This is a genomic window from Chryseobacterium sp. AC417, from assembly GCF_979258215.1.
Genome location: NZ_OZ409845.1, coordinates 3,142,952 through 3,167,414, shown reverse-complemented (window position 1 = coordinate 3,167,414; position 24,463 = coordinate 3,142,952). Strand labels below are relative to the sequence as shown.

Below are 24,463 nucleotides of genomic sequence, written 5' to 3'. Positions count from 1 at the left end.
AGGTGCAGATAAAAGACATCATAAAAAAAGTAAAGCAAATAGAAATCCGTACTCGAAAGAAGACGGAAGCTTCTCTGATGGGACAATATCACAGCGCTTTTAAAGGACAGGGTATGACGTTTTCTGAAGTTCGTCCTTATCAATTTGGTGATGAAATCCGTAGAATAGACTGGAATAAGACCGCACGTTTCCGTGAGCCGTTTGTGAAAGTGATGGAAGAGGAGCGTGAACTGACGATGATGATTTTGGTTGACATTTCTGCTTCAATGGATTACGGAACAAAAAATCAGTTAAAAAGAGAATACGTTGCAGAAATTGCTGCAAGTCTGGGGTTTTCTGCAGCCGGAAATAATGATAAAGTAGGGTTGATCTTATTTGCAGATAAAGTGTATAAAGTCATTCCGCCTCAAAAAGGAAGGAAGCATATTTTGTCAATCATCAGTAATATTTTAACGGCAGATTACATTCCTGCGGTTTCTAAAATTGATAAAGCTTTTGAATACATGATGGGAATTTTTAAGCGAAAATCGCTCGTATTTTTACTTTCAGATTTCGGAGATGCTTATGATTCTAAAATGCTTCGTGTCGCTTCAAAAAAACACCAACTTTTAGGAATGAGAATTTTTGACGAAAAAGACAATGAAATTCCGGATGTTGGTTACACCCTTTTAAATGATGTCGAAACCGGAAAAGAAATTTGGGTCAATACATCAAACGCAAGATGGAGATATACCTTTGCTGAAGCTCAGAAACAAAAAATAAAAACCCTGGAAGAAGATTTTGCCAACAGTTCGGCAAGCTTTATGAATATCAGTACCGGCGATGATTATTCAAAATTATTGTATCATTATTTTCAGAAGAAATAAGTATGCAATAGGAGCGGACTTTTGTCCGCTTTGTAGTAAGAATGTAAAAAGGCTTTAGCCAAAATTTATTATTTAAAGTTGAAAAAATTAATATTACTCTTATCATTTTTAATCTGTGCAAATGCTTTTTCACAGATACTTTCCTCGAATCTTGAAAAGAAAACTCTGGCTCTTGGAGAAGTCAATCGCTTCACTGTAAAGATTGATAATCTAAATAATCAGGAAATTACCGCTGCACCAAAAGACAAATTGCTTCCTTTTCATTTTGAAGAAATTAAAGACAGTATAGGAATTCAACCCAATTCTTACCAGAGAAATATTGAATTTTCTGTGTATGAAGAAGGAACTTACACCATTCCCGAACTAGAATTCAAAGTAGGAGATAAGATTTTAAAAACGATTCCTTACGAAATTGAGGTGATAAACACTGCTCAAAAAGGTGACCCGATTAACGACATCATGAGCAATAAAGATGTTAAGTTAGATGTCACAGATTATTGGGAGCTTTACAAATGGTATATTTTGGCGGCATTGGCGGTAATTGCATTAATTATTGCAATCATTATGTTTATTAAATATGGGAGAAAATCTAAAGATTCTCCGGTTGTCGCAACCAATCAGACTTTGAAAGAATTGGATTCATTAAAAAAGAAAAAATACATTGAAGAAGGAAATTACCGCTCATTTTATGTGGAATTAATCGATATTTCAAGAAAATTCATTGCAAAACAATATAAAATTCCTGCGGATGTTTTGTTGACCGATGATTTGGTTCAGCTGATGAAAAACAACAACACCATTTCTCAGGATAACGAGAAAATTGTGGAAGATGTTTTTTTTAGAGGTGATTTGGTAAAATTTGCCAAAACTTTCCCGGATCAGCAGATGATGGAAAAAGATTTTAGCGAAATCAGAGACTTTGTGAAAAGATCATCAAAGGATATAGAATTTGAAAACCTGAGAAAAGATGTTTAATTTCGAGTTCTACAGTCCGTGGTTTTTATTTCTTTTTATTTTGTTTATTCCGTTATTGATCAGAGACATTAGCAGAAAAAAACTGAAAGGAATAAAAGTTCCCACCGTTCAGAATATGAATGAGAGCAGTGGAATCCTGCCTGTTTTGTTCTTACTTAAAATTTCAAAATATATTATTCTCTCATGTCTTTTCATAGCAATGGCAAGACCTAGAACGTTTACTATTTCTCAGGATCGGGACGAAACAAAAGGCGTTGATATCATGTTTGCGATAGATGTTTCATTGAGTATGTTGTCAAAAGATCTTTCGCCGGATCGACTCACAGCATTGAAAGAAATAGCCATTCAGTTCGTTGAAAAACGTCCGAATGACCGAATTGGAGTTGTTACTTATGCTTCGGAAGCTTTTACGAAAGTTCCCGTAACGTCTGATCATCAGGTTGTCATTGATGAACTTAAAAATCTCAATACAACAGAACTTTATCCCGGAACTGCCATTGGAGAGGGACTTTCTGTCGCAGTAAACCATCTTCGAACCAGCAAAGCAAAGAGTAAAATCATTATTTTGATGACAGATGGTGTAAGTAATGTTGAGAATGCAATTCCGCCACAGATCGCTGCAGAACTGGCGAGAAGTAATGATATTAAAGTGTATTCAATCGGTGTGGGAACAAATGGTATTGCTCTTATGCCAACCGAAGTTGATATTTTCGGAGATTTGGTTTTTACTGAAACTCAGGTACAGATCGATGAACCGGTTTTAAGAGAAATTGCACAGGATACAGGTGGGAAATATTTTCGTGCTACCTCAAACAGTAGTCTGGAAGAGGTTTACAGTGAAATTAACCAGCTTGAAAAATCTGATGTGAAAGTTTCAAAGCTGTATAATTATGAGGAATATTTCAAAATTTTCCTTTGGATAGCTTTGGGGATGTTGTTTTTTGATGCGTTATTGAGATGGGTATTATATAAATTTTTAAGCTGATGGAATTGTATTTAGGAAATTATTGGTACTTATTATTGCTGTTGCTCTTGCCTCTTTTATCTTTTTTTCTGGTCAGATATTTAAGGTGGAAAAAAAATAAGAGAGAAATTTTTGCAGATAATCGTTTTCACGAAGCTTTATTTGAAAAGAAATCGGGATTTATTAAAGTTTTTCCGACCCTTTATTTTTTAGCAACTTTGTTTTTGATTTTTTCAATCATTGATTTGCTGAGTGGTTCTGAAGAGGTGACGACCAATAAAAAGTTTAATAATGTTATTTTCATGTTGGATGTTTCTAACTCGATGAATGCAGAAGATATTTCGCCAAACCGTTTGACGGAAGGTAAAAATCTGATGATCCAGACCATGCAGAAACTAAAAAATGATAAAGTGGGAATTATTATTTTTGCGGGTCAGGCAACTTCAATTATGCCGTTGACAACTGATTATAATTCTGCAGAAACGTACATAGGCGGCATTGAAACCAATTCCATTAAAATTCAGGGAACCGATTTTTTGAAAGCAATGGAAACCGCTGTTGATAAATTTAAAGATATCAATAAAAGTTCAAGAAAAATAGTTTTATTAAGTGATGGTGAAGATAATGAGGGAAACGATAATGCTGCCATAAAACTTGCCAACAGAGAAGGAATTGTTGTAACGTCAGTCGGAATTGGCTCTGATGAAGGAGCACCCGTTCCGGATTATGAATTCGGGCAGTTGATGGGTTATAAAAGTGATATGAACGGGCAAACGGTGATTTCTAAAAGACAGATCGAAGCACTTCAAAAAATGGCAGAGTCAACCGGAGGAACATATATTGACGGAAATAATATTGATGAAGCTCCACAGAGAATTCTTGAAGCTTTAAATAAAAAAACTTCTTCCACTGCGACTTTGGTTAAATCTCAAAATGCCAATCATTATTATCAGTATTTTTTGGCAATTTCTATATTTTTCTTTGTGATTATTTTTCTGTTTAATCCCAAAAGAGATTTCAATATTTAATTTGCTTTTGTTAAAATCTTATTTCTGTGAATACTTTAACCCAACTTTAACAAATAACAGACTGTTTCTTAACATATAAAGGAATAATTTTGCAATAGATGAATACTAAAATTTTATTTTTATCGTTGATGATACTTTTCCCATTCTCAGGCACGTTGTTTGGGCAGAAGAGTTACAAGAATTTGGTTTATGAAGGTAATCAGAAATTCAACGGCAAAGATTACGAAGGAGCATCTTCAAAATACATGGAAGCTGTAAAATCTAATGAGAAAGAATTTACTGCGCACTATAACTTAGGAAATGCTTTGTATAAAAGCAAAAAATACGAAGAGGCAAAAGCAGAGTTTGAAAAAGCACAAAGCCTTTCCCAAACCATTCCGGATAAAGCTGCAGCTTTGCACAACCTGGGAAATGCTTACATGCAGATGAATCAGCCTGAGAAGGCGGCTGATTTTTATAAGCAATCGCTGAAGCAGGATCCTTACAATGAAGCAACAAGAAAAAATTTCGAAATTGCTAAACTAAAGGAAAAAGAAAATCAGCAGAAGAAAAATAAAGACGAGAAAGTCTGGTAAAGGCGGCGGAGGTGAAGATCAGCAAAAAGATAAAGATCAAAAAGGCGATTCTAAAGATAAAGGAGAAGGGGAGAAAAATGAAGGCGACAGTCCTGAAGGCAATCAACCGGACAAGAATAAAAATAATCAGGGGAAAATGCCTAAAGATCTTGAAAATGCGATCCTGAATAAAGTTGGTGAAAAAGAAAAAGAAACCGCCAAAAGAATTTTAAATAAAAACACTTATTCGATGCCACAAAGCAACGAAAAAGATTGGTGATGAAACAAAAATTGATTTATATACTGTTAACTTTTGTGTCCGTAATTACTTACGGACAGGTTGAACTTACAATGAAACCTGATAAAAGTGATTACAACGGAAAAGATATTGTCAATCTTACGATCATTTTAGAGTTAAATGGTGATGATTTGGTACAGCAAAGTCAATTGAGATTACCAGATTTATCTAAATTTAATATGATCGGAAACGGATCTTTCAGTCAGGCTGTCAGAGATCCGGAATCTAATGTTGCAGTAGATCAATATATTACAAGAATTGCTTTAGAGCCGAAGCAGAAAGGGAAGATTAGAATTGGTTCTGTATTGGTAACTATAAATAATAAAATTTATAAAACTGAGCCGTTCGACATTTTTATCCGTGATATTGAAAAAAAACCTATTGCAAGAAATGCTGATAATGATGTTTATCTCAATATGGAAATTGAGGATAAAGAGGTATATCAGAATCAAGCTACTGTTGCGGTTTTAAGGGTTTATTCTAAAAATATAGATAATCTCCGAAAAGTCAAACATCTACATTTTCCTGAGCAGGAAAATATGAATATACACGCTGTAAATTATCATAAATCTGCTATTGATCCTTCAGGGTATGGTAATATGCCTTCACAGATTTTAGCGATGTTTATTGTTTTTCCTAATGAGTCGGGATATGTTGAGGTGCCACCGGTTTCAGCTTCGGTAAATTCTTACACCAGCAAAAATAAAATCACTTCTAATAAAATCAAACTTAATGTTAAGAAGCTTCCGGAAGGTTCACCGGAATCTTTTAAAAATGCTGTCGGGAATTTCAAAGTTGATATCTATCACGAATCTAAAGAAAAAATTGAGGCTAAAAAGCCAGTTAATGTGATTCTTAAAGTTTCAGGAGAAGGTAATTTGGCAGACATGCAGTTGCCAAAAATAGAAAGTTCACCGGATTATGAAGTTTTTGCTCCTAAAATTACCTCAAGAGTCAGCGCAGGAATAGAGGGGATGAAAGGATACATTTTGGCAAATTATGTTTTAATTCCGAATAAATCAGGTATACTTAATATCAAAACTGAAGAATTTGCTTTCTTTAATCCTGCAGAAAAAGAATATGTAGATCTTGGCCAGGAAATTTTAAGTCTTACAGCATTTTCTCACGACCAGGTTCTTGAAGCTCGTACAACAGTTGAAAAAGTCAATGAATATACGAATACATTGTTGGAAACCGTAAACAGTCCGGTTCTGAAGACTACAACTTTCAAAGTAAAAGAAAAAAAACGATTCAATTGGGAGGTTCTTTTAATCAATGTCGGAATTCTTTCAGCTTTATTTATTGCTTATTTATTATTTAAAAATTGGCAAAAAAAACGTATTATAATTAAAGAAACAACAGCTCCAAAACCATTAGGTTCTGTCGCAGAAACTGAAAGAGAAATCAGAGAAAACTTTAAAACTGATATAGGAGATTATTTTACATCCCTGGAAAACTTAAAGGATGATCAAAATTTTAATCATTTTTTCATAACAGTTGAGGAGTTGGATTCTGAAGTCAGAAATCAATATCATCAGGTTTCTAAAGATGATTTCAGACAGTTCCTTGAGAAGCAGAATGGAAGTTCTGTAGCGGAAGAATATAGAAATTTGTCTCAGAGAATTCAAATCGAAAAATATACTCCTGTAAAATCACAAGACGGAATTGGTGAACTTTTAAAAGATATAATCAATCTCTACTCTCAGATTAGTAAATAATCATTTTTTATTCGTATTTTTGCGAAATTAATAATTATTGAATAATGGAAGTTCTTCAAGACTTTTCTTTTAAAGAAACAGTAACGTGTTTTATGGTTCTTTTTGCGGTAATAGATATCATCGGATCGATTCCGATTATTGTAAGCTTAAAGCAGAAATTCGGACAGATTGAAGCGAAGAGAGCATCAGTTACAGCCGGTTTGATCATGATTGTTTTTCTTTTCGTAGGAAATAAAATCTTAAAATTTATTGGAGTAGATGTTAATTCATTTGCGATTGCAGGAGCGTTTGTCATTTTTATCATCGCCTTAGAAATGATTTTAGGAATTGAAATCAATAAAACCACAGAAGCTAAAGCTGCATCAATTGTTCCCATTGCGTTTCCTTTGGTTGCAGGTGCAGGAACTTTGACGACTACTTTGTCTTTGCGTGCAGAATTTCATGACATCAATATCATTCTGGGGATTATTCTCAATACAATTTTCGTATATTTGGTGCTGAAATCAGCTCCTTGGTTAGAAAAGAAAATGGGAGAGGCGACATTGTCAATTCTTCAGAAAGTTTTCGGGATCATCCTTTTGGCAATTTCAATTAAATTATTTACAGCAAACTTTGCACAGTTGGTGCAGAATTATATTAATTTTTAAGTCATGCAGAAGTTTTATAAAGTATTTTTAATCGTTTTCATTGTAATTATTGCAATTAATATTTACGCAATAGATTGGCATTCTGAGATTTCGTCAGAAGATAATATGAAATATGTAATTTCAATTATCTGTGGTGTTGTCGGATTGTTTTTACTTTTCATCATGAATACATGGAGTAAGATCGGAAAGAAATAACCTTTTCTTATATAAAATATAAATCCTCTTTCAGTTTCTGAGAGAGGATTTTTTTATGTTTAAAGAGTATTTATGTACTCACGCTATCATACGATCAATTGTAATCAACATCATTTTTACCCTTATGGATGAATCTAGAAATGACAAGGTAGATTATAACTTGAAATTTATTAAATATATATTAATTTCTAAAAGAAAGGTTTTTTAGAACTGCTTCAGACTTCAGTTCAGTTTCTCTCCATTCCTTTTCCGGATTGCTTTGAACGGTAATTCCTCCCCCTACAAAAAGATGTACTGCATCGCTGTATAATTTTGCACAGCGTAAATTCACGAAATATTGGATGAAATCCTCAGTTTCAATTCTGATAAATCCGGCGTACAATTCTCTTGGGAATTTTTCAAACTGCAAAATTTTTTCTTTACAAAAATCTTTTGGGATTCCACAAACAGCGGGCGTTGGATGAAGTTCATTGATGATAGAATCAAGATCATCGGGGTTTATTTTCAATCTGAAATCGGTCTTTAAATGCTTGATATTTCCTGAAATATGATCGTAAGTCTCCGACTCATAAATTTCAGAATTTGAACTAAATTTTTCAAGAACATTTCTAATGTATGATGATACAGGTTTCTGTTCTTCTATTTCTTTATCAGTCCAGCTTTCAGATACCGGAATGGTTCCCGCTAAGCTCATCGTTTCAAACACGTAGGTAGATTTATTAAGTTTACCTAAAACTTCAGAAAAAGCACCTATTCCAGGAGTGTTCATCTTTAATGAAAATATATCTAAATGCATTGGGATAAGCTTTACATAAATTTTCAAAGCTTTCTCTTAAATTAATTTCATTAATATCTTTTACAATTTTTCTTCGTGAAAGTACCAATTTCGGAAGTTCATTCTCTCTGATAACATCAATGACCTTTTGAAGTTTTTCTAAATATTCATCATGAGTTTCCGCTAAAAAATTTGTTTCGTCTTTCTTTAGGAATATGCCGGAAAATGGTTTCTTTATTTTGTTTACCTCAATAATGTTTCCATTAAAATCAACAGTTTTAGATTGGTCAAAAGACTTGAAAATAACTGTTTTTTTAGCTGAATTTTTGTCTATAGAATAGAGCTTTTCGTTAAATGGAAATTTGAAGTAAATCATTGATTTTTCAAATATTATTTACTGATAATATTATTGGTCATCGTGGTGTGATTGATTAACTGACCTTTCTCATCCCGGATTTCTATTTCAGAAACGTGCATCGTCTTGCCTTTTCTGATGAATCTTGCAACAGCAGTTACAATCCCATCTTTTTTGCTCCGTAAGTGGTTGGAATTGATATTGGTTCCCACTCCGAAATATTTATTTCCGTCAATGAAAATATTAGAAAGGCTTGATCCCATCGTTTCTGCCAGAACACAGCTTGCTCCGCCATGCATAATGCCGAATGGCTGGTGAATTTTTGGTGAAACAGGCATGGTAGCGGTTAGAGTTTCATTTTCAGATCAAGGTCTATAAATTGTATATCAAGAGTTTTTGCAAAAGTATCTTCTCCCCAATTGTTTATAAATTCTAAAATTTCTTCTTTTGTTTTGCCTTCTGTGTACATGATGTATTGTAATGAGTAATTTTACTTCTAACTTCTAACTTCTAACTTCTAACTTCTAACTTCTAACTTCTAACTTCTAACTTCTAACTTCTAACTTCTAACTTCTAACTTCTAACTTCTAACTTCTAACTTCTAACTTCTAACTTCTAACTTCTAACTTCTAACTTCTAACTTCATCATTTCCTATGATATTCGGATTCCAGTTTGAAGGAATTTTTGGTCCGATGTCATATTTGATGTAATAATTTTGAATTTCTTCCATGATTTCAAGAAAAGAAGCAGCTTCTAATCTTTCATACGGAATTGTGTAACCTAAGTAAACAATATTTCTTTTAAAATCTCCAGCCGCTAAAACGATAGGAACTTTTGCTGCCAAAGCCATGTGGTAAAAACCCTTTCTCCACTTTGGAACCCAGCTTCTGGTACCTTCCGGAGTAATTACAAGACTGAAATCATCCTTCTTAAATTCGTTTGCCACAAAATTGATCAGGTCATTTTTCTGACTTCTGTCGATGCCGATTCCTCCCAAACCTCTCACTACAGATCCGTACCAAGCTTTGGTATGCGCATCTTTGATAATGATTTTTAAAGGTTTTCCTAAAGTCCAATAGGCAAGGTTTCCCAAAAGATATTCCATGTTATGAGTGTGGGGAGCTACAACAAGAATGCAACGGTTGAGACTGTTGACATCGCCCTGAAGAACGACTTTCCAACCCAGCATTTTTAATAATAATTTGCCTATTAGCTTTTTCATGATATAAATTTAAAACGAAAAAGTATAACCATTGTGTGGTTATACTTTACAAATATATTGAAATATTATGGCTCTTAAAATAATCCGCTGATTAAATCTGCGATTTTTACTGCAATTTCTAAAACTAGTTGTACCATGGTCTGATGTTTTTTTTTGTGTTGGTTAATTTGTTACGAATATAAGAATAATTTGAGATATAAACCACTAATTATTGAAAGTTTTTAGTATTTCTTTGAGAGTAGAAGAGTGTGGGTTTCAAACTGTTGTTATTCATCCACACCTTCAGCCACTCTCTCAAGTTTATTATTTGGTTTTAATAGAAAATTCTTTTTTACCGTCTTTTATTTTAATATCAACATCTTTTACTTTACCAATGTTCATCTTCATTGTATCCATTATTTTCTCAGCTTCGTCTTTTTGATATTTCTTTCCGTTGATGATGACGCTGTCTCTGTCGTTATCGCTGTATTCTATTGTAGAACCGTTGATCGATATTTTATTTTTTTCTATAGAAATATTTCCTGTTTTATCCTCATTATCTTCTTCTTCATTGTCGTTGATTCCGTTTCCATCAGTATCGCCATCAAAGTTGATCTGATCTTTTTTCAAAGGAATTACCACTGCATTTTGCGGAATTACCAACTCATAATTGATGCTGTAATCTCTGAAACGATGATCGTAAGGATATTTAATGTAATTCGGAAGTATCACTTTATTGCCAACGATTTCAACAGGTACACTTACATTCAATGGAACATTATATCCTTTTGCCTCTTTTTTGATTATTAAATAAGGGGTCTGAATATTTGCTATTCTAGTAACCTCAACGTCAATCCAGTCTTTTTCAAATACGTTTATTTTATCTGAGTACAAATCGTCATCATAACCTTTAAAGTTTTGAGGCACTGAAATCTGTTTTACATCAACATAAATGCTGTCTGAGGTTGTAGGAATTGCTACTTCTTCTGTATCTTCTTTATAACCTTTGAAGAACATATCTTTTTTTGCCATGCTGATTCCAAAATAAGTAGAAACAGCGATTAAAGACAGAATCAATGCTCCGAGTACCCAGCCTGTATTTCTCAGTTTTGTTTTTGGTGAGATTAATTTCATGCTCAACAATCCAAATAGGAGTGCAGGAATTAAACTTCCTAAAACAATCATAATCATCAGGACATATTTCATTCCGTCGTTGTCAAAATAGAAATCCATCTCGTTGATAGGAGGGAAGCTGTCATTTCCCATGAAACCGAAAACTACAAATACACCGATAAGACAACCGAATGACATGAGCGCAAAAATTCCTCCTAAGAAATAACGAATTACATTCCAGATACCGCTTCCTGCATTGTTGATATACGGTTTATTCTCGATATAGATCTCACCGACTCTTTGTGTAGATTCGTTAGCAAACTGAACCAGCTTGTTAGATTCATTTTTAAGATTATCAAAATTCATAGGCTTTCCTTTCATTTTCAAAAAATCTGCTGCTGTTTCTGCTCTTGGCAAAACAATCCATAAGATTATATAGAGTAAACCTATTAATGAAGAAGAAATTGCTGCTGTAAAAATCCCAAGAACGAAGATTCCTAACCAGATGGCTCTCATTGCAGTAATATCCATTCCTACATAGTGAGCCAAACCTGCGCAAACTCCTGCGATTTTTTGTCTTTCAGGATCACGGAACAGTTGTTTTTTATCAGTGTATGTATTTCCTGAGAAGTTATTTTTGTTTGAGTGGGTATTTTTTTCAGAGTAATAAGCTTCTTCCTGTTCTTCTATTTTTTCCGGAGAACCGATCTGAGCAATTACTCTTTCTACATCACTATCGTTGATTACTTCACGTTTTCCTAACGTATCTCTGAAGATTTCAACCATTCTGATTTCTATGTCGTGCATTACCTCGTCTGCTTCAGAAGCTTCCAATGAGCTTCTCAATGCGTTAAGATAATCGCTTAGCTTTATATATGCGTGTTCTTCTATTGTGAAAGAAAAACCTGCGAGTCCTATTGAGAGTGTCTTGTTCATAGCTTTGTTTTTTTAAATTTTTTGAGTGATTTGATTGACAGAATCTGTCAATTCTTTCCAGGTATTTTGCAGTTCAGTTAAAAAAGTGCTGCCTTTTTCTGTGATCTGATAGTATTTTCTTGGTGGTCCTCCTGTAGATTCTTCCCATCTGTACGAAAGAAATTCTCCGTTTTTCAATCTTGTTAAAAGAGGGTAGAGGGTTCCTTCCACAACATCCAGTTTTCCTTTTTTCAGTTCATCTATTAAATCAGAAACATACATTTCGCGATTGTTGATAAGACTTAAAATACAGAATTCCAGAATCCCTTTTCGCATTTGCGCTTTGGTATTTTCAGTATTCATCTTTAATAAGTTTTGTTTTGAGTTATATAAAACCGGTTTAGATTTCTAGCTAGTTAAACCTTCTCCGATTCTACATTACAAAGATATGTAATTAAAATGGTAATATGCAATACAAAGTAGTGAAATTATTTTAATTAATTATTTAATATGCTGATAACCAGTTTAATAAATTTTGTTTTTAAATTTTATAAAACTTTTTTTTATTCAAATCTGCTTTTAAAATCAGGGTTTTAATGATAAATCTTATTTTTGTTAAATGAAAATTCAAAAAGAAATTGATTTTATTATCGCCGTTGATGCTCTAAAAAACGTGCAAAGAAGAAACTACAACGCAGACGACTCAAGAAGAGAAAATACGGCAGAACATTCCTGGCAAATTATTATTCTTGCTCAAATTCTCTTTCCATATGCCAAAAACAACGCAGACATTGACTTGCTGAGAGTGATCAGAATGCTTTCTATTCATGATCTGGTAGAAATTGAAGCTGGTGACACCTTTCTTTTTGATGAAGTAGCAATGGTTGGGAAATTTGAAAGAGAAAAACTTTCTGCTCAAAATATTTTCGGAATTCTTGATGAACCATTACGCTCAGAATTTTTTAATCTTTGGTTAGAATTTGAAGAAGGGCAAACTCCTGATGCAATTTTTGCCTGCGCCATAGATAGAATAATGCCTTTCATTCTCAATTCTCATACTTCAGGAAAAAGTTGGACAGAAGCTGCGGTAACTGAAAAACAGGTAAGAAATATTCTCGAAAATGCAATAAGCAGAGCTTCTGACGAAATGGGTGAGGCTTTTCAGTTTTTAATGATTAAAAATCTTGAAACGGAAAAAGTTTTGAGGTAGAGTTTCTCACAGAAAGTACAGATTGGATAAATTCTATGAAAATAGTTTCGGCGGGCCAAAGGCCCGCCGAAACCTCTTAAAAATTATAGTATTCGGATTGGTTTCTTAAATTCATCAATCGCTACAAAAGTAAAATCCCCCACAATTGCCCTCTCTCTTTCATAGGAATACATTTGCTCGGTGTAGATTTCAACATTCACCTTCATACTTGTTTTTCCTACGTGTGAAACTTTTCCAATTAACTCAACAATCGTTCCTGCTGGAATAGGCTTTTTGAAGTCAATTTTATCGCTGCTTACGGTTACCACTCGTTTTCTTGCGAAACGTGTTGCTGTAATAAATGCAACTTCATCCATCAATTGCATGGCAGTACCACCGAAAAGGGTGTCGTAATGATTGGTTGTGTTAGGGAAAACCGCTTTGAAAATTCGGGTTTCGGAAGTTTCAATTCTTTCTTCTGTAGTCATATTTCATTATTAATTAAAGCGAAAATGAAATGTATTGAAGCAAACAAACCGTTCAGGAACATAGAATTTCCTGAATATGCCATAAGATCAATAAACTTCAAATCGCGAAAGTTTTTTTGTTTAAAAAAATAGGCAGGTCTCCTGACTTGTACCATCTCTATCTCCTTCCCATACCTTTTGTACAGTGGATTTTGATAAAGACTACAGGTACTTACAGTTGCGCGACAGTTCGTGATTTTCACACGATTCCCTTTTCATCTGCGGTTAGGCAGAACCAATTTCCTGAAAAGCTAAATTCTTTTCAAGTACAAAAATAATGATAAATAGATGAATTATTCAGGATTTTTTAAAATAATCTGGCTGATTACTTTCCCTTCTTTTATGGTCCAAAGCGTAGTATATCTGTTTGCTCCTGAACCATTGATCATGTAAAGAAAAATGTGATCCTCGTCAATAGAAGTAACTCCGATGTTGTCAAAATCCATCGTAGGTTGGAACATATTTTTAATCGCTTCTCTTACAAAAACAGAACCTCTTCCGGGTTGCTGCACTCTGATTGATTTGATTTCGGTCATTCCGGTTGGTAATTCTTTATCAATTCCCCATGGTTTTACTTTGTCGATAGTTGTGATATATCCATCTGGATCTTTTACCTGTTTGCGAAAACCAGCATTAGAGGGGTATATATCAATTACAACTTTGCTTCTTTGTGCAGCAGGTATTTTCGAATTACTGTTATCAGTAAAGATTAGTGATTTTCCGTTTTTTGATTTTGAAGGTGTGAAATGTGGCAGCTGGTCAATAAATGCAATTCTGTTTTTATTTACCATACCTTCTTTGTTAAGACTGTCGTATCTTACAAAAGGTTTTTCGATTTCAGCTTTTTCGGGATATTGAATCCATATCCATTCAGTTTCTCCTGGTGCGGGCTTTACATAAACGAAAACGTCACCTCTCTTCATTCTTATTTTATCAACGATTTTTCTATAATCTTCTTTATGTACTCTTACCATTGCGTAGCCTTCTTCAGCTTTTACTACACCAAAAGGCACTTTGTTCTGTGCAGAAAACAATGAAAGAGAGAAAATACAGAATACCGAAAAATAAATTGCTTTGTTTATAAAAGTCATTATAAAGAATATTTATAGCTCAAAGATATAAATTTAATATTTTTTCTAAGGTAATTAAATCTCTTCAATTCTGTTAAATATTTTACAGATTTTAAGGAGTTTATGAAACTCTGCTTGATGATAGTTTTTACTATTTAATCAATATAAATCCGATCTTGTAATAAGTGTATTTTATTTGATTCGTTGATTTCTTGTAAAGTGTAAGTTATTTCTAAAAATAAAAGAGCAGAACTTTTAACAATTCTGCTCTTTTATGTATAAGTTGTTAATCTATTGGTAATATTAGTTTTTCTTAATTCCTTTAAATTTAAGGATTATCAGAAACTCCGACAATAATAGAATCTTGCCTCATTCTCCAGTGTGTTCCATTTTTAGGAGGATCTGTTGGTGTTATATCTCCTGAAATTGTAGAATCGGATTTACCAAAGTAAGGGTTTTCATCTTCTGGAAGTGCTTCTTTCAAAGAAAATTCTACAGACTCTTGTTTTACTGATTGCAATTCATCATCTTGTCGACAAGATACTATACAAATGCTCATTAGAAAAACTGCGATTAAAAAATATTTTTGTACCATGTGGGTAATATTTAAAGTTTTTGGGTTGATTTTATTTTACGATACAAATATATTGATGTATCTCTCATTTTGCAACATTATATCAAATCTTTTTATATATATCCCCGTAAAAATTTATAAATATTTACGCATATTGGTTTATACATATCTAAAATTCAATTTTTTACCAATATAAGAATCTTATTATTTTTATTTATTGAGAAGATTGTAATAATAGATGAATTTGCTTATTTTTGGCTATGATTTTCACAGATAAATATTCAATGGTAAAAAGAATACTTTCAGTATGGTTCTGCTTGATGGTGTCATTTTTATTTGCGCAGGATATTTATTCTGGGTTCAGAAAAAAATATTGGGGATATGAAGAAAATGATGAAAAGGCATTTATTTATTTAGATCAATATATCAAAAAAGCAAAATCAGAGAAGAATTATTCAGAACTTTTTCAGGCATATAAAGATGCTATTTTATTTTCTAAAGATCATAAAATACAATATGCAGACAGTGCTGTGGCTTCAGCAAAAACGTCTGGTAATAATGATCTCATAGGGGATGCTTATTTAAGTAAGGGTGCTATTTATTATTTCAATTATAGAAAATTTCAGCTTGCTCTTAATGAATATCTTACTGCTTATGAATATCTGAAGGATTCTAAAAATGAATTTTTAAAGTATCAGAATCTTTATCATATAGGGGTAATCAAGAGTTATTTGGGTTATTATGATGAAGCATTGGAGATTTTTAAGGAATGTATTGCTTATTTTAAAATTAATGCGAATGGTGATTTTCATGAAAATGTAATCTATAATAATAAAAAAGGGTATCTTAATTCTCTTCATCAAGCAATTATATGTTATCAGGCTTTAGGAAAGAGTGATGAAGTACAAAAATTATTAAATCTCGCAGAAGCAGCAACTCCTAAAAGTAAAGATTTCAGCTTAGAAGACAGTTATTTTAAAAAAAGTAAAGGTGTTTTAGATTTTTCCAAGAAAAAATATACAGAAGCTATTAATAATTTTGAATTATCACTCCCGGGTCTTCTTAAGGTAAATGACTTTACCTGGGCTTCATATGTGTATTTTTATAAAGGTAAAAGTTATACCAATGTTGGGAAGCGGGAACTGGGTGTAGCAAATTACAAAAAAGTAGACTCCATTTTTAATAAACATCAGTTTATATTACCTGAGTTGAGAAGTAATTATGAAGAACTCATCAATTATTACAAGAAACAAAATAGTCCTGAAAATGAGTTATATTATACCAATCAGCTTTTAAAGGTTGATAGTGTAATTGCATCCGATTTCAAATATCTTTCCACTCGTATCTACAAAGATTATGACACAAAGCAGCTTTTGGAGGTTAAAGAAAATTTAGAAAAAACCAATTCTTATGGTTTTGTCTTATTGCTGATTTGCGCAATCATTATCATTTTGCTAGGCTGTATAATGTTTTACAGAAACAGAATGCAGAAACAGATTCAGGAAAAATATAATGAACTTTTGCTTAAAATCGAAAATGAAAAGTCTTCTGAACCGGTAGTAGAAACGCTAACATTTGATGTCAGTAAAAATGTCAAACTAGATCAGAATATTGTTGAAAAACTACTTAAAGATATCAGCGATTTTGAAGCTAATGAAGGTTTTCTTGAAAGAGGTCTTACCCTCAAAAAGCTGGCAGAATATTTCAAAACCAATACATCATATCTTTCTCAGGTTATCAATGAATATAAAGGAAGTAACTTCAGTGTATATATTAATGTATTGAGAATTAATTATGCCACTCAAAAAATTTACCATGATAAAGAGTGGCGAAAATATTCTATTGAACATGTGGCTTCAGCATCAGGTTTTAGTAACAGACAGAGTTTTTCAAATATATTCCTCGAAATTAACGGAATACGTCCTGTAGATTTTATTAAAAAAAGAATCAAGGAAGTAGAGAATGATATCTAATCAATCATAATTATTTCAAATATCTTATATGTATAAAAAGTAGATGCCAGGATTGTAAAATCCTGGCATACTACTAATAGAAACTAAGTGATGAAACAATATATTTTATTGTGATGATGGTGAATGTTAATTTTGATAAACAATTTTAATATGTCGCTCAATTATTATAGTGCTAAAGTATAACCTTCTAAAGTGTTTTGCAAGATGATGCAGGGCGCATTTATAAATATTTACGTATTAATTTATAAATTCAGACAAGCTAAAAAGGTTGTAAATATTTATTTTTCAACAATTTACAGTAATAATGAACTAATGTTGAAAAATTTACAATTCTATTACTGAAGTTGCTTTTTTTTTTAAAAGCAGTGGAAAATTACTTTTTAAATGTAGGACTTTAATATTTTCTTTATCTATATTCAGAGTCTTCTGTAATCCGTTGTAGTAAATTTCCTTAACTTTAATCAAAATAATTTTATGCAGATAGATACAAGAACGCTTAATATTGATGATTACGAAGAATTAGTTTCGGCTATGCGCCGTGCATACCCAAAAATGTCTGAATATGTCTGGTCTAAGAAAAGTATAGCAAAACTTACGAAAATCTTTGAGGCTGGTCAGATCTGTATTACAGTTGATGGTAAAATTGCGGCAGTTGCTCTTTCGATCGTTGTTAATTATGAAGAGTTCGATGATGAACATACATATAGTGACATTACAGGAAATTACACATTCAATACCCATTCTTCAACCGGGAATGTTCTGTATGGAATAGAAATTTTTGTTGATCCTGTATACCGTGAATTGAGATTGGGAAGAAGGCTTTATGATGCTCGTAAAGAATTGTGTGAACAATTGAATTTAAAATCAATTATCTTAGGTGGTAGAATTCCGGATTATCATAAATATAGTCATGAGATTTCTCCAAGAGAATACATCAGAAGAGTACGAGATAAAGAAATCTATGATCCTGTACTTTCTTTTCAGCTGTCAAACAATTTTTTACCTATAAGAGTTCTGAAAAAATATCTTCCAGAAGATGAAGCTTCAAGGGAAAATGCTGTTTTGCTACAGTGGAATAACATTTATTACAGCAAAAAGCCCAATACCATGCAGGATAGTACCATTCGTTTAGGTTTGGTACAATGGCAGATGAGACATTTCAAAGACATCAATGCATTTTATGAGCAGGTAGAGTTTTTTGTAAATGTAATGGGTGATTACAAATCAGATTTTGTACTGTTTCCAGAGCTGTTTAATACACCTTTGCTTGCCCCGTTTAATAATCTTTCTGAGCGTGACAGTATGATTGAGCTTGCAAAAATTACAGATCAGATTAAATCTAAAATATCTGAATTGGCAATCAGTTACAATGTAAATATCATTTCAGGAAGTATGCCTGTTTTTGAAAACCATGATTTATATAATGTAAGCTATTTGTTGCATAGGGACGGTCGTATTGATGAGTACAGGAAAATTCATATTACACCAAATGAAAGAAAGTATTATGGGATGAAAGGTGGAAATGAGATCAAAGTTTTTGATACCGATTGCGGTAAAATTGGTTTAGTGATTTGCTACGACGTAGAATTTCCTGAATTACCAAGACTCTTGGCAGATCAGGGAATGAAAATTCTTTTTGTGCCATATCTTACAGATACTCAAAACGCATATATGAGAGTACGACACTGCGCCGCAGCAAGAGCGATAGAAAATGAATGTTACGTAGCAATTGCGGGTTGTGTCGGAAATTTACCGGGTGTGAATAATATGGATATTCAGTTTGGTCAGGCTGCCGTATTTACGCCTTCAGATTTTGCCTTTCCATCGAATGCAGTAAAAGGAGAAGCAACTCCAAATACAGAAATGACACTCATTGTAGATGTAGATTTAAATTTATTAAAAGATCTTCATTATCACGGCTCTGTACAGATTCTTAATGACAGACGAAAAGATTTGTATGAAACTTATTTAAAAGAAAAATCTCCGATAATTTAAATATAATCATTCCATAAATAATCCCCTTTTCTTAAGTTGAAATGGGGATATTTATTTTATTCAAAAATAAGCCTTCCGTCAAACGGTTCTGTCACAACAATGAAAATACTTTCTTTAAATCTTTTGATCGGAATTTGAATCACTTCATAACTGCCTTCATCATTTTTCTTTTCGACAATAAGATTACTTCCTTCACCGATCTCCGATTTATTGTATTCCAATTGATAGCCATTATCATCTGTTGGGACGAAATTTTGTTTTTCAAAATTGATCTCTGCCATTATTATATATTTAGTTTACGACTAAGTTAATATTAAAATTCATAATTTATATAATTAAAAAAAATAAATTATTTATTAAAAAATTTGCAAAATACTTTTGGTTTTACATAAGAAATTAATAAAAATATTTCCTTATGCCTGTTAATAAGGTAATTAAGTGTTCTTGTTTTATGTTTTGATTATAGAATAATTAACGAAATAAATTTAAACTAAGGCATAGATATTGTAAATATAATCGTACACCAATCAAACATATAATATTATGAGTACAGAAAAAACAGTATCGGTTCTAAACGATTTACTACAAATTACCAATGACAGAATTGAAGGATTTTCAAAAGTAGAAGATAAAGTTTGGGATTCCTATTCCTCACTAAAATCTGATTATGACCAAATGGTTGAAAATTCTCAGAAAATGAAATCAGATCTTGTGCAACTTATCACAGAACGTGGCGGAGAAGCAGAAAATACAACGACTGCAGCCGGAGCCATCCACAGAACCTGGATTGATATTAAAAATTCATTCTCTGGAAATAAAGATGAAACAACTTTAGAAAATGTGGTTTTTGGAGAACAAGCAGCAATTAAAGCGTATGAAGATGCTTTGGATAGCGGAGATTTGTGTACTAAAAGTTCACAGGTCATTCAGGATCAGCTTCATCATTTAAGAGCTTCTTATAATAAGTTTGAAAACTTAGAACGAAGAACTTCTTAGAAATATTTTATTAAAAGCTGTGCTAATATAATAGCACAGCTTTTATATTACTTAGAATTCATGTGATTCAAGTCATAAAATAAGATTCATATTAGTTTATATATTTGATACACACCAAATACCAAAATATGATCTCAAAATCTTCCCGTTGCTGATTTAGTATATCTAAATAGTAACCACTTTAAGATAACTATCAAAGTTATTTTATGAATTTTAGAATAATGTAAAATTCTTTCAAATTGTCTTTAGCAATTTTTGATTTTTCTAACGGCTTTTAAAAAAATTAAGATAAGTTGTAATGGTTTATTTTAATGAATAGAACACTTACAAGACTGAATTTTACCCATTACGCATCCAATTTTAATGTATGAATTATAAAATAGATATACAGCATTTGCTGCCTATTAATACTGTAGGCTCTGAAAATGATGCCGCATCATTTGTAATCTGCAACTCCGAAATGGAAGCATTTGATCAATTCCGGAGGCTATCAGGAAAACTTTTAGAAATTAATAACTGGAAAGTAAGCGCAAAGAAAAATCCGACTGAGTTTTACTTGTATCGGAAAGAAAACGAAAAGTCAGCAGTTGCAAAATTGAATGATTTTGTAAAAATAAAAATGCCTGCTCCGGAAAATAGACTGGGAAACGGGTATGACTGGGTGGTAATCAATAAGATTGATCCCATCGAACAAACAGAGCTAAAAGTTCTTCTCTTGCAGATGAAACCACATTCATCTCCTGAAAGTGCAAAAGGGAGTATTGCTCACTTTTATAAAGAAGATGCGACCAACACATTTATTCTTGCTAAAAAAGATAAAACGATACAGTTCAGTATTCATGGAAGAAATGAAATCCCAAACACCAAAAAAGTTGGTCTGTTGAATGCTCTGAGAAATTTTTTCGTTGCAAGTGGAGGAATTTTTGGAGGTAGCAAAATACAGTGGGAAGACTTTACAAAAGAATTTATAAGCAATCAAACATAAAAATTATCTAGACTTTAATAGGATAGAAAAAACATTTTATCAAGCTTAATAAATTAAATAATTTTTTTACACACCAAAACCAAATTATATTTATGAAGGCAGCAGTTTTTCACGCACCCGGCAAGATTACTTGCGACACTATAGATGATCCCAAAATTGAAGATCAGAATGATATTATATTGAAAGTTACTTCAACAGCAATTTGTGGAAGTGATCTTCATATGTATTCCGGTGGAATTCCTCAGGCTCGTCCCATGGTTATGGGGCATGAGTTTATGGGCATTATCGAAGATTTAGGTAAAAATATCACCCATTTAAAGGTAGGAGACAGGGTAGTTGTACCTTTCCCGATTGCTTGTGGAGGTTGCTATTTCTGTGATCATGATCTTCCCGGAGGATGTGAAAATTCAAACCCGGATCATTACGGTCCTGAAGGTGGCATTTTAACAGAAAAGGGAGGTGGAATGTTCGGATACACTGATCTTTACGGCGGTTACAACGGCGGACAGGCTCAATATGTACGTGTTCCTTACGCAAATTTCGGTCCCAGAAAAGTTTCTGATAGTCTTACAGATGATCAGGCATTATTTTTAACAGATATTTTTCCTACAGGATACACCGGAGTAATGTGGGCAGATTTGAAAGGCGGTGAAACAGTGGCTATTTTCGGTGCAGGACCCGTTGGTTCTATGGCTGCTAAAAGTGCGATTCTTCACAATGCAAAAAAAGTAATCGTAATTGATACACTTCAATACAGATTAGATCAAATCAAGAGACTGACAGGTTGTGAAACCATTTTATGGAAAGATGCAGATCAGACTGTAGAACAGATCAGAGACATGACCGATGGCAGAGGTGCGGATGTTTGTATTGATGCAGTAGGTTTTGAGCCGGATAGAAATTTAATTGATAAAGCAAAAGCGGTCGTTAATTTTGAGAAAGGTTCGATCAAAGTTTTAGATGCATGCATGAGTGGAGTCAGACGTGGCGGTTTTGTTTCGATTTTGGGAGTTTATCCAATGAATTATGATAATTTCAGAGTCGGGCAAATGTTTGATAAAGGAATTACCTTAAAAGCAGGCCAGTCACCGGTACACGCAATCATTGATAAATTAATGAAATATGTAGAAACCGGACAGGTAAAACTTGATGATATTATTACACACCGACTTTCACTGGACGAAGTTGCAAAAGGCTACGAGATTTTCGATAAAAAAGAAGACGGCTGTGTAAAGGTTGTATTAGATCCCTGGAAATAATACTTTTTGTAAAGCTAAAATTTAAATCAAGAAAAATTTTACTATCATGGAATTTCAAAAAAAAATACTGGAATACATCAGCGAATGTCTGATCACCAATAACGAAACCATTTCCATCGCTGAAAGTGTAACTTCAGGAATGCTTCAGCTTGCTTTTTCGCAGATGCCAAATGCCTCAATGTTCTATAAAGGAGGTATCACCGCTTATACACTACCAGAGAAAGTCAGGTTGCTTAATGTAGATAAAAAAGAGGCAGAAAACTGCGACTGCGTTTCTGAAAATATTGCAGAAACGATGGCTCTAAATGTCGCCAAACTCTTTGAAAGCGACTGGTCGATTGCCACAACAGGATATTGTACTCCTGTGAGAAACTCTACCTACAGTGTATTTGCACATTATTCGATTGCTTACAAAGGTGAAATTATTTTATCCAAAAAGCTCGAGCTTCATCCAAAAACTCAGGCATTAAATGCACAGTTATATTATGCAGAATTTATACTGGGCTGCTTTAAAAGTGAATTGAATAATCTTCTGATACTCAATAATTAAAAACTGAAAGTATAATATGATTAACTTTATCTTAAAAAAAATTCCTCAATGAAAATTGAGGAATTTTTTATCTTAAAATTGAAATAAATTATTTCGCTTTGCTGTTCAATGCAGTATCTGCGATTGTTGTCAAAAGCTTATCACAATTTTTCTCTTCTTTTAGAGTTGCCAAAAAGTTACTTAAACATTTCTTTTCATTTAAAACTTTAGCGTATGCTGCTAAGCTTCCATAAGTTGCGATTTCATAATGTTCCACTTTTTGAGAAGCTGCAATAATTCCCACATCGCGAATTGCACCTTCTTTAGTTTCTTCCATAATACTTTTGCCTTCATCTAGAAGCCCTTGCATGGCATCACATTTTTTAGCTTCAGGTTTTAGTCCTAAAGATTTAAAACATTCTTCCAATCTTGTAATATGAACTTCAGTTTCCGCCAAATGTGAAGAAATAGCTTTTTTTAGATCGGGATGTGAAGCTTTTTTTTCCATTTTTGGAAGTGCTTTTGTCAAAGCTTTTTCAGCCCAGTAAATATCTTTCAGGGCATCTTCAAAAAAGTCTCTCAAATCTGAAGCTGCATCGTTTTTAGCAGGAACTTTAGCTGCTGGTTTTGAGGTTGTTTTTTTAGCTGCAGTAGTTTTTGCAGGAGCTGCTGTTTTTTTAGATGTTGCAGTTTTAGTTGCCATAATGAATTATTTTTAGTGATTTACGTTGGCGGTTAATATCCAATTATAAGACCAAAGTTGCTCAAATTGTTATTTATAAAGAAAACTTTTTAATCTCGTTGCAATGGCAGGTGTTTTGTTTATTTAGTAATAAATCAACCATTATGAATAATAAAGTAAAAATAGCATTGGCATTGATAGCAGGAGGAACTGCGCTACTTCTTAATCAAAGAAGAAAGAAATTAAGCCAAAGACCAAAAATCTATACTGCACCGGATGGAAACACGTATAAAGAAAATCAGATTTATCGTAATTCTGAAGGCAAAGCATACAGAAACGGAAAAGTCGTTCATTTTGATCATTTAGAATTTGAAGATGCACATCCTACAAATTCTTTGAACTCTTTAAATAACGATAAGTTTTCAAAAAACTATCAGTCAAAACCTCAAAATGTTGATTATCATCAGAGAGGAACAAGACATCACTAGAAAGAAGCAGTTATTAATAAGCGGTTGTGATTAAGATCATAACCGCTTATTAATTCATTACTTATATTTAAATTATGGATGTAAATATTTTGGGTATAATAGCAGGTTTTCTCACCTCTGTTTCTATGATTCCTCAGGTGATCAAGGTGATAAAAGAAAAAAATGTAGAAGATCTTTCATTGGTAATGATTTTAGTTTTAATCTCCGGACTTTCACTTTGGGTTTGGTACGGCGTTATTCAAAACGAATTACCTATTATTCTTTCAAACGCCTTTGCTGTGCTTGTCAATCTAACTTTACTGACTTGTTATTTTTTATATAGAAAAAAATAATATAAAGATCAATCGAACTTATTACACCAAATAAAGAATTGTTCTGTTAAATTCGATACTATTTCATTATAACTGATAAATATCAGGTAATAGTTGAGGTTTACGCAATAATCATAATGTTAAGTTAATAATACATCAATTTATTTGGTTGTAGTTTTACAGCTGATTGAAATTTTGTATCTTAGTCGCAAATAAGGTGGAGCATCTGATTTAAACAACAAATCGTGCCATTCGCTCCATGTAACAATCCCGCTGTATC

28 protein-coding genes, 1 pseudogene and 1 riboswitch are annotated in these 24,463 nt (G+C 32.8%); of the genes and pseudogenes, 18 read left to right on the top strand and 11 right to left on the bottom strand.

The features are described 5' to 3' along the window. Positions 1–2 precede the first annotated feature (2 nt). From ACZZ9T_RS15080 to ACZZ9T_RS15040, 9 genes are all read left to right on the top strand, one after another. Positions 3–866, top strand: coding sequence for a DUF58 domain-containing protein (locus ACZZ9T_RS15080; protein WP_463442769.1), 864 nt, complete (start codon positions 3–5; stop codon positions 864–866). A gap of 78 nt (positions 867–944) precedes the next feature. Continuing rightward, a complete protein-coding gene (locus ACZZ9T_RS15075; RefSeq protein WP_463442768.1) occupies positions 945–1,841 on the top strand; it encodes a BatD family protein in 897 nt (298 codons plus the stop codon). After that, a complete protein-coding gene (locus tag ACZZ9T_RS15070; protein ID WP_463442767.1) occupies positions 1,834–2,826 on the top strand; it encodes a vWA domain-containing protein in 993 nt (330 codons plus the stop codon). Before ACZZ9T_RS15075 ends, ACZZ9T_RS15070 begins: the two co-directional genes overlap by 8 nt. Beyond that, positions 2,826–3,833, top strand: coding sequence for a vWA domain-containing protein (locus ACZZ9T_RS15065; protein ID WP_463442766.1), 1,008 nt, complete (start codon positions 2,826–2,828; stop codon positions 3,831–3,833). Before ACZZ9T_RS15070 ends, ACZZ9T_RS15065 begins: the two co-directional genes overlap by 1 nt. A 98-nt stretch (positions 3,834–3,931) precedes the next feature. Beyond that, the gene (locus ACZZ9T_RS15060; RefSeq protein ID WP_463442765.1) at positions 3,932–4,408 is read left to right on the top strand and encodes a tetratricopeptide repeat protein; all 477 of its coding nucleotides are present in this window, start codon (positions 3,932–3,934) and stop codon (positions 4,406–4,408) included. A 136-nt stretch (positions 4,409–4,544) separates the two neighbouring features. After that, a complete protein-coding gene (locus ACZZ9T_RS15055) occupies positions 4,545–4,667 on the top strand; it encodes a hypothetical protein (protein ID WP_463442764.1) in 123 nt (40 codons plus the stop codon). After that, entirely contained in the window at positions 4,667–6,403 is a 1,737-nt protein-coding gene (locus ACZZ9T_RS15050; protein ID WP_463442763.1) for a BatD family protein, read from the top strand. Before ACZZ9T_RS15055 ends, ACZZ9T_RS15050 begins: the two co-directional genes overlap by 1 nt. A 44-nt stretch (positions 6,404–6,447) precedes the next feature. Further along, on the top strand, positions 6,448–7,050 hold the full coding sequence (locus tag ACZZ9T_RS15045) for a MarC family protein (RefSeq protein WP_463433575.1): 603 nt from the start codon (positions 6,448–6,450) through the stop codon (positions 7,048–7,050). 3 nt (positions 7,051–7,053) lie between these two features. Continuing rightward, positions 7,054–7,245: a hypothetical protein gene (locus ACZZ9T_RS15040; protein WP_463433573.1), complete on the top strand. Its 192-nt coding sequence runs from the start codon at positions 7,054–7,056 to the stop codon at positions 7,243–7,245. A gap of 181 nt (positions 7,246–7,426) precedes the next feature. On the opposite strand, the gene ACZZ9T_RS15035 is transcribed toward ACZZ9T_RS15040, so the two are convergent. The 6 genes and pseudogenes from ACZZ9T_RS15035 to ACZZ9T_RS15010 all read right to left on the bottom strand — a co-directional run bounded on the left by ACZZ9T_RS15035 (position 7,427) and on the right by ACZZ9T_RS15010 (position 11,968). Beyond that, the gene (locus ACZZ9T_RS15035) at positions 7,427–8,014 is read right to left on the bottom strand and encodes a chorismate-binding protein (RefSeq protein WP_463442762.1); all 588 of its coding nucleotides are present in this window, start codon (positions 8,012–8,014) and stop codon (positions 7,427–7,429) included. Beyond that, positions 7,983–8,396 carry a chorismate-binding protein gene (locus ACZZ9T_RS15030; protein WP_463442761.1) on the bottom strand — a complete coding sequence of 138 codons (414 nt, stop codon included), beginning with the start codon at positions 8,394–8,396 and terminating at the stop codon, positions 7,983–7,985. The genes ACZZ9T_RS15035 and ACZZ9T_RS15030 overlap by 32 nt, the downstream gene beginning before the upstream one ends. Before the next feature lie 14 nt (positions 8,397–8,410). Next, a pseudogene (locus tag ACZZ9T_RS15025) lies at positions 8,411–8,844 on the bottom strand (PaaI family thioesterase). A gap of 160 nt (positions 8,845–9,004) precedes the next feature. Further along, the gene (locus ACZZ9T_RS15020; RefSeq protein ID WP_463442760.1) at positions 9,005–9,598 is read right to left on the bottom strand and encodes a 1-acyl-sn-glycerol-3-phosphate acyltransferase; all 594 of its coding nucleotides are present in this window, start codon (positions 9,596–9,598) and stop codon (positions 9,005–9,007) included. A 303-nt stretch (positions 9,599–9,901) separates the two neighbouring features. After that, on the bottom strand, positions 9,902–11,626 hold the full coding sequence (locus ACZZ9T_RS15015; protein ID WP_463442759.1) for a PspC domain-containing protein: 1,725 nt from the start codon (positions 11,624–11,626) through the stop codon (positions 9,902–9,904). Between the two features lie 12 nt (positions 11,627–11,638). Next, entirely contained in the window at positions 11,639–11,968 is a 330-nt protein-coding gene (locus ACZZ9T_RS15010; protein ID WP_463433563.1) for a PadR family transcriptional regulator, read from the bottom strand. 256 nt (positions 11,969–12,224) lie between these two features. On the opposite strand from ACZZ9T_RS15010, the gene ACZZ9T_RS15005 reads away from it, so the two are divergent. Continuing rightward, positions 12,225–12,815: an HD domain-containing protein gene (locus ACZZ9T_RS15005; protein WP_463442758.1), complete on the top strand. Its 591-nt coding sequence runs from the start codon at positions 12,225–12,227 to the stop codon at positions 12,813–12,815. 83 nt (positions 12,816–12,898) lie between these two features. Here the strand turns inward: ACZZ9T_RS15005 and ACZZ9T_RS15000 are convergent, their stop codons facing one another. The 3 genes from ACZZ9T_RS15000 to ACZZ9T_RS14990 form a co-directional block, all read right to left on the bottom strand. Beyond that, positions 12,899–13,282 carry an acyl-CoA thioesterase gene (locus ACZZ9T_RS15000; RefSeq protein WP_463433557.1) on the bottom strand — a complete coding sequence of 128 codons (384 nt, stop codon included), beginning with the start codon at positions 13,280–13,282 and terminating at the stop codon, positions 12,899–12,901. A gap of 114 nt (positions 13,283–13,396) precedes the next feature. Further along, positions 13,397–13,576, bottom strand: a riboswitch (cobalamin riboswitch). 38 nt (positions 13,577–13,614) lie between these two features. After that, the gene (locus tag ACZZ9T_RS14995) at positions 13,615–14,412 is read right to left on the bottom strand and encodes a hypothetical protein (protein WP_463442757.1); all 798 of its coding nucleotides are present in this window, start codon (positions 14,410–14,412) and stop codon (positions 13,615–13,617) included. Between the two features lie 307 nt (positions 14,413–14,719). Next, positions 14,720–14,950 (bottom strand): hypothetical protein, encoded by a 231-nt coding sequence (locus ACZZ9T_RS14990; protein ID WP_463442756.1) that lies wholly within the window; start codon positions 14,948–14,950, stop codon positions 14,720–14,722. Between the two features lie 299 nt (positions 14,951–15,249). On the opposite strand from ACZZ9T_RS14990, the gene ACZZ9T_RS14985 reads away from it, so the two are divergent. Then, a complete protein-coding gene (locus ACZZ9T_RS14985) occupies positions 15,250–16,938 on the top strand; it encodes a helix-turn-helix domain-containing protein (protein WP_463442755.1) in 1,689 nt (562 codons plus the stop codon). Positions 16,939–17,412: 474 nt separating this feature from the next. After that, positions 17,413–18,933: a nitrilase-related carbon-nitrogen hydrolase gene (locus tag ACZZ9T_RS14980; protein ID WP_463433551.1), complete on the top strand. Its 1,521-nt coding sequence runs from the start codon at positions 17,413–17,415 to the stop codon at positions 18,931–18,933. Between the two features lie 56 nt (positions 18,934–18,989). Here the strand turns inward: ACZZ9T_RS14980 and ACZZ9T_RS14975 are convergent, their stop codons facing one another. Then, positions 18,990–19,214 carry a glutathione synthase gene (locus ACZZ9T_RS14975; protein ID WP_463433549.1) on the bottom strand — a complete coding sequence of 75 codons (225 nt, stop codon included), beginning with the start codon at positions 19,212–19,214 and terminating at the stop codon, positions 18,990–18,992. A 262-nt stretch (positions 19,215–19,476) separates the two neighbouring features. On the opposite strand from ACZZ9T_RS14975, the gene ACZZ9T_RS14970 reads away from it, so the two are divergent. The 4 genes from ACZZ9T_RS14970 (at position 19,477) to ACZZ9T_RS14955 (ending at position 22,723) form a co-directional block, all read left to right on the top strand. Then, positions 19,477–19,929, top strand: a complete 453-nt coding sequence (locus ACZZ9T_RS14970) for a ferritin-like domain-containing protein (RefSeq protein WP_463433547.1) — start codon at positions 19,477–19,479, stop codon at positions 19,927–19,929. 367 nt (positions 19,930–20,296) lie between these two features. Continuing rightward, complete coding sequence (locus ACZZ9T_RS14965) at positions 20,297–20,914, top strand: hypothetical protein (RefSeq protein ID WP_463442754.1); 618 nt, start codon at positions 20,297–20,299, stop codon at positions 20,912–20,914. A 92-nt stretch (positions 20,915–21,006) separates the two neighbouring features. Then, a complete protein-coding gene (locus ACZZ9T_RS14960; RefSeq protein WP_463442753.1) occupies positions 21,007–22,173 on the top strand; it encodes a zinc-dependent alcohol dehydrogenase in 1,167 nt (388 codons plus the stop codon). A 46-nt stretch (positions 22,174–22,219) separates the two neighbouring features. After that, the gene (locus tag ACZZ9T_RS14955) at positions 22,220–22,723 is read left to right on the top strand and encodes a CinA family protein (RefSeq protein ID WP_463433541.1); all 504 of its coding nucleotides are present in this window, start codon (positions 22,220–22,222) and stop codon (positions 22,721–22,723) included. 88 nt (positions 22,724–22,811) lie between these two features. Here the strand turns inward: ACZZ9T_RS14955 and ACZZ9T_RS14950 are convergent, their stop codons facing one another. Continuing rightward, on the bottom strand, positions 22,812–23,405 hold the full coding sequence (locus ACZZ9T_RS14950; RefSeq protein WP_463442752.1) for a YciE/YciF ferroxidase family protein: 594 nt from the start codon (positions 23,403–23,405) through the stop codon (positions 22,812–22,814). A gap of 143 nt (positions 23,406–23,548) precedes the next feature. On the opposite strand from ACZZ9T_RS14950, the gene ACZZ9T_RS14945 reads away from it, so the two are divergent. Further along, a complete protein-coding gene (locus ACZZ9T_RS14945) occupies positions 23,549–23,872 on the top strand; it encodes a hypothetical protein (protein WP_463442751.1) in 324 nt (107 codons plus the stop codon). A gap of 74 nt (positions 23,873–23,946) precedes the next feature. Continuing rightward, entirely contained in the window at positions 23,947–24,204 is a 258-nt protein-coding gene (locus ACZZ9T_RS14940; RefSeq protein WP_463442750.1) for a SemiSWEET transporter, read from the top strand. The last annotated feature ends 259 nt before the right edge of the window (positions 24,205–24,463 follow it).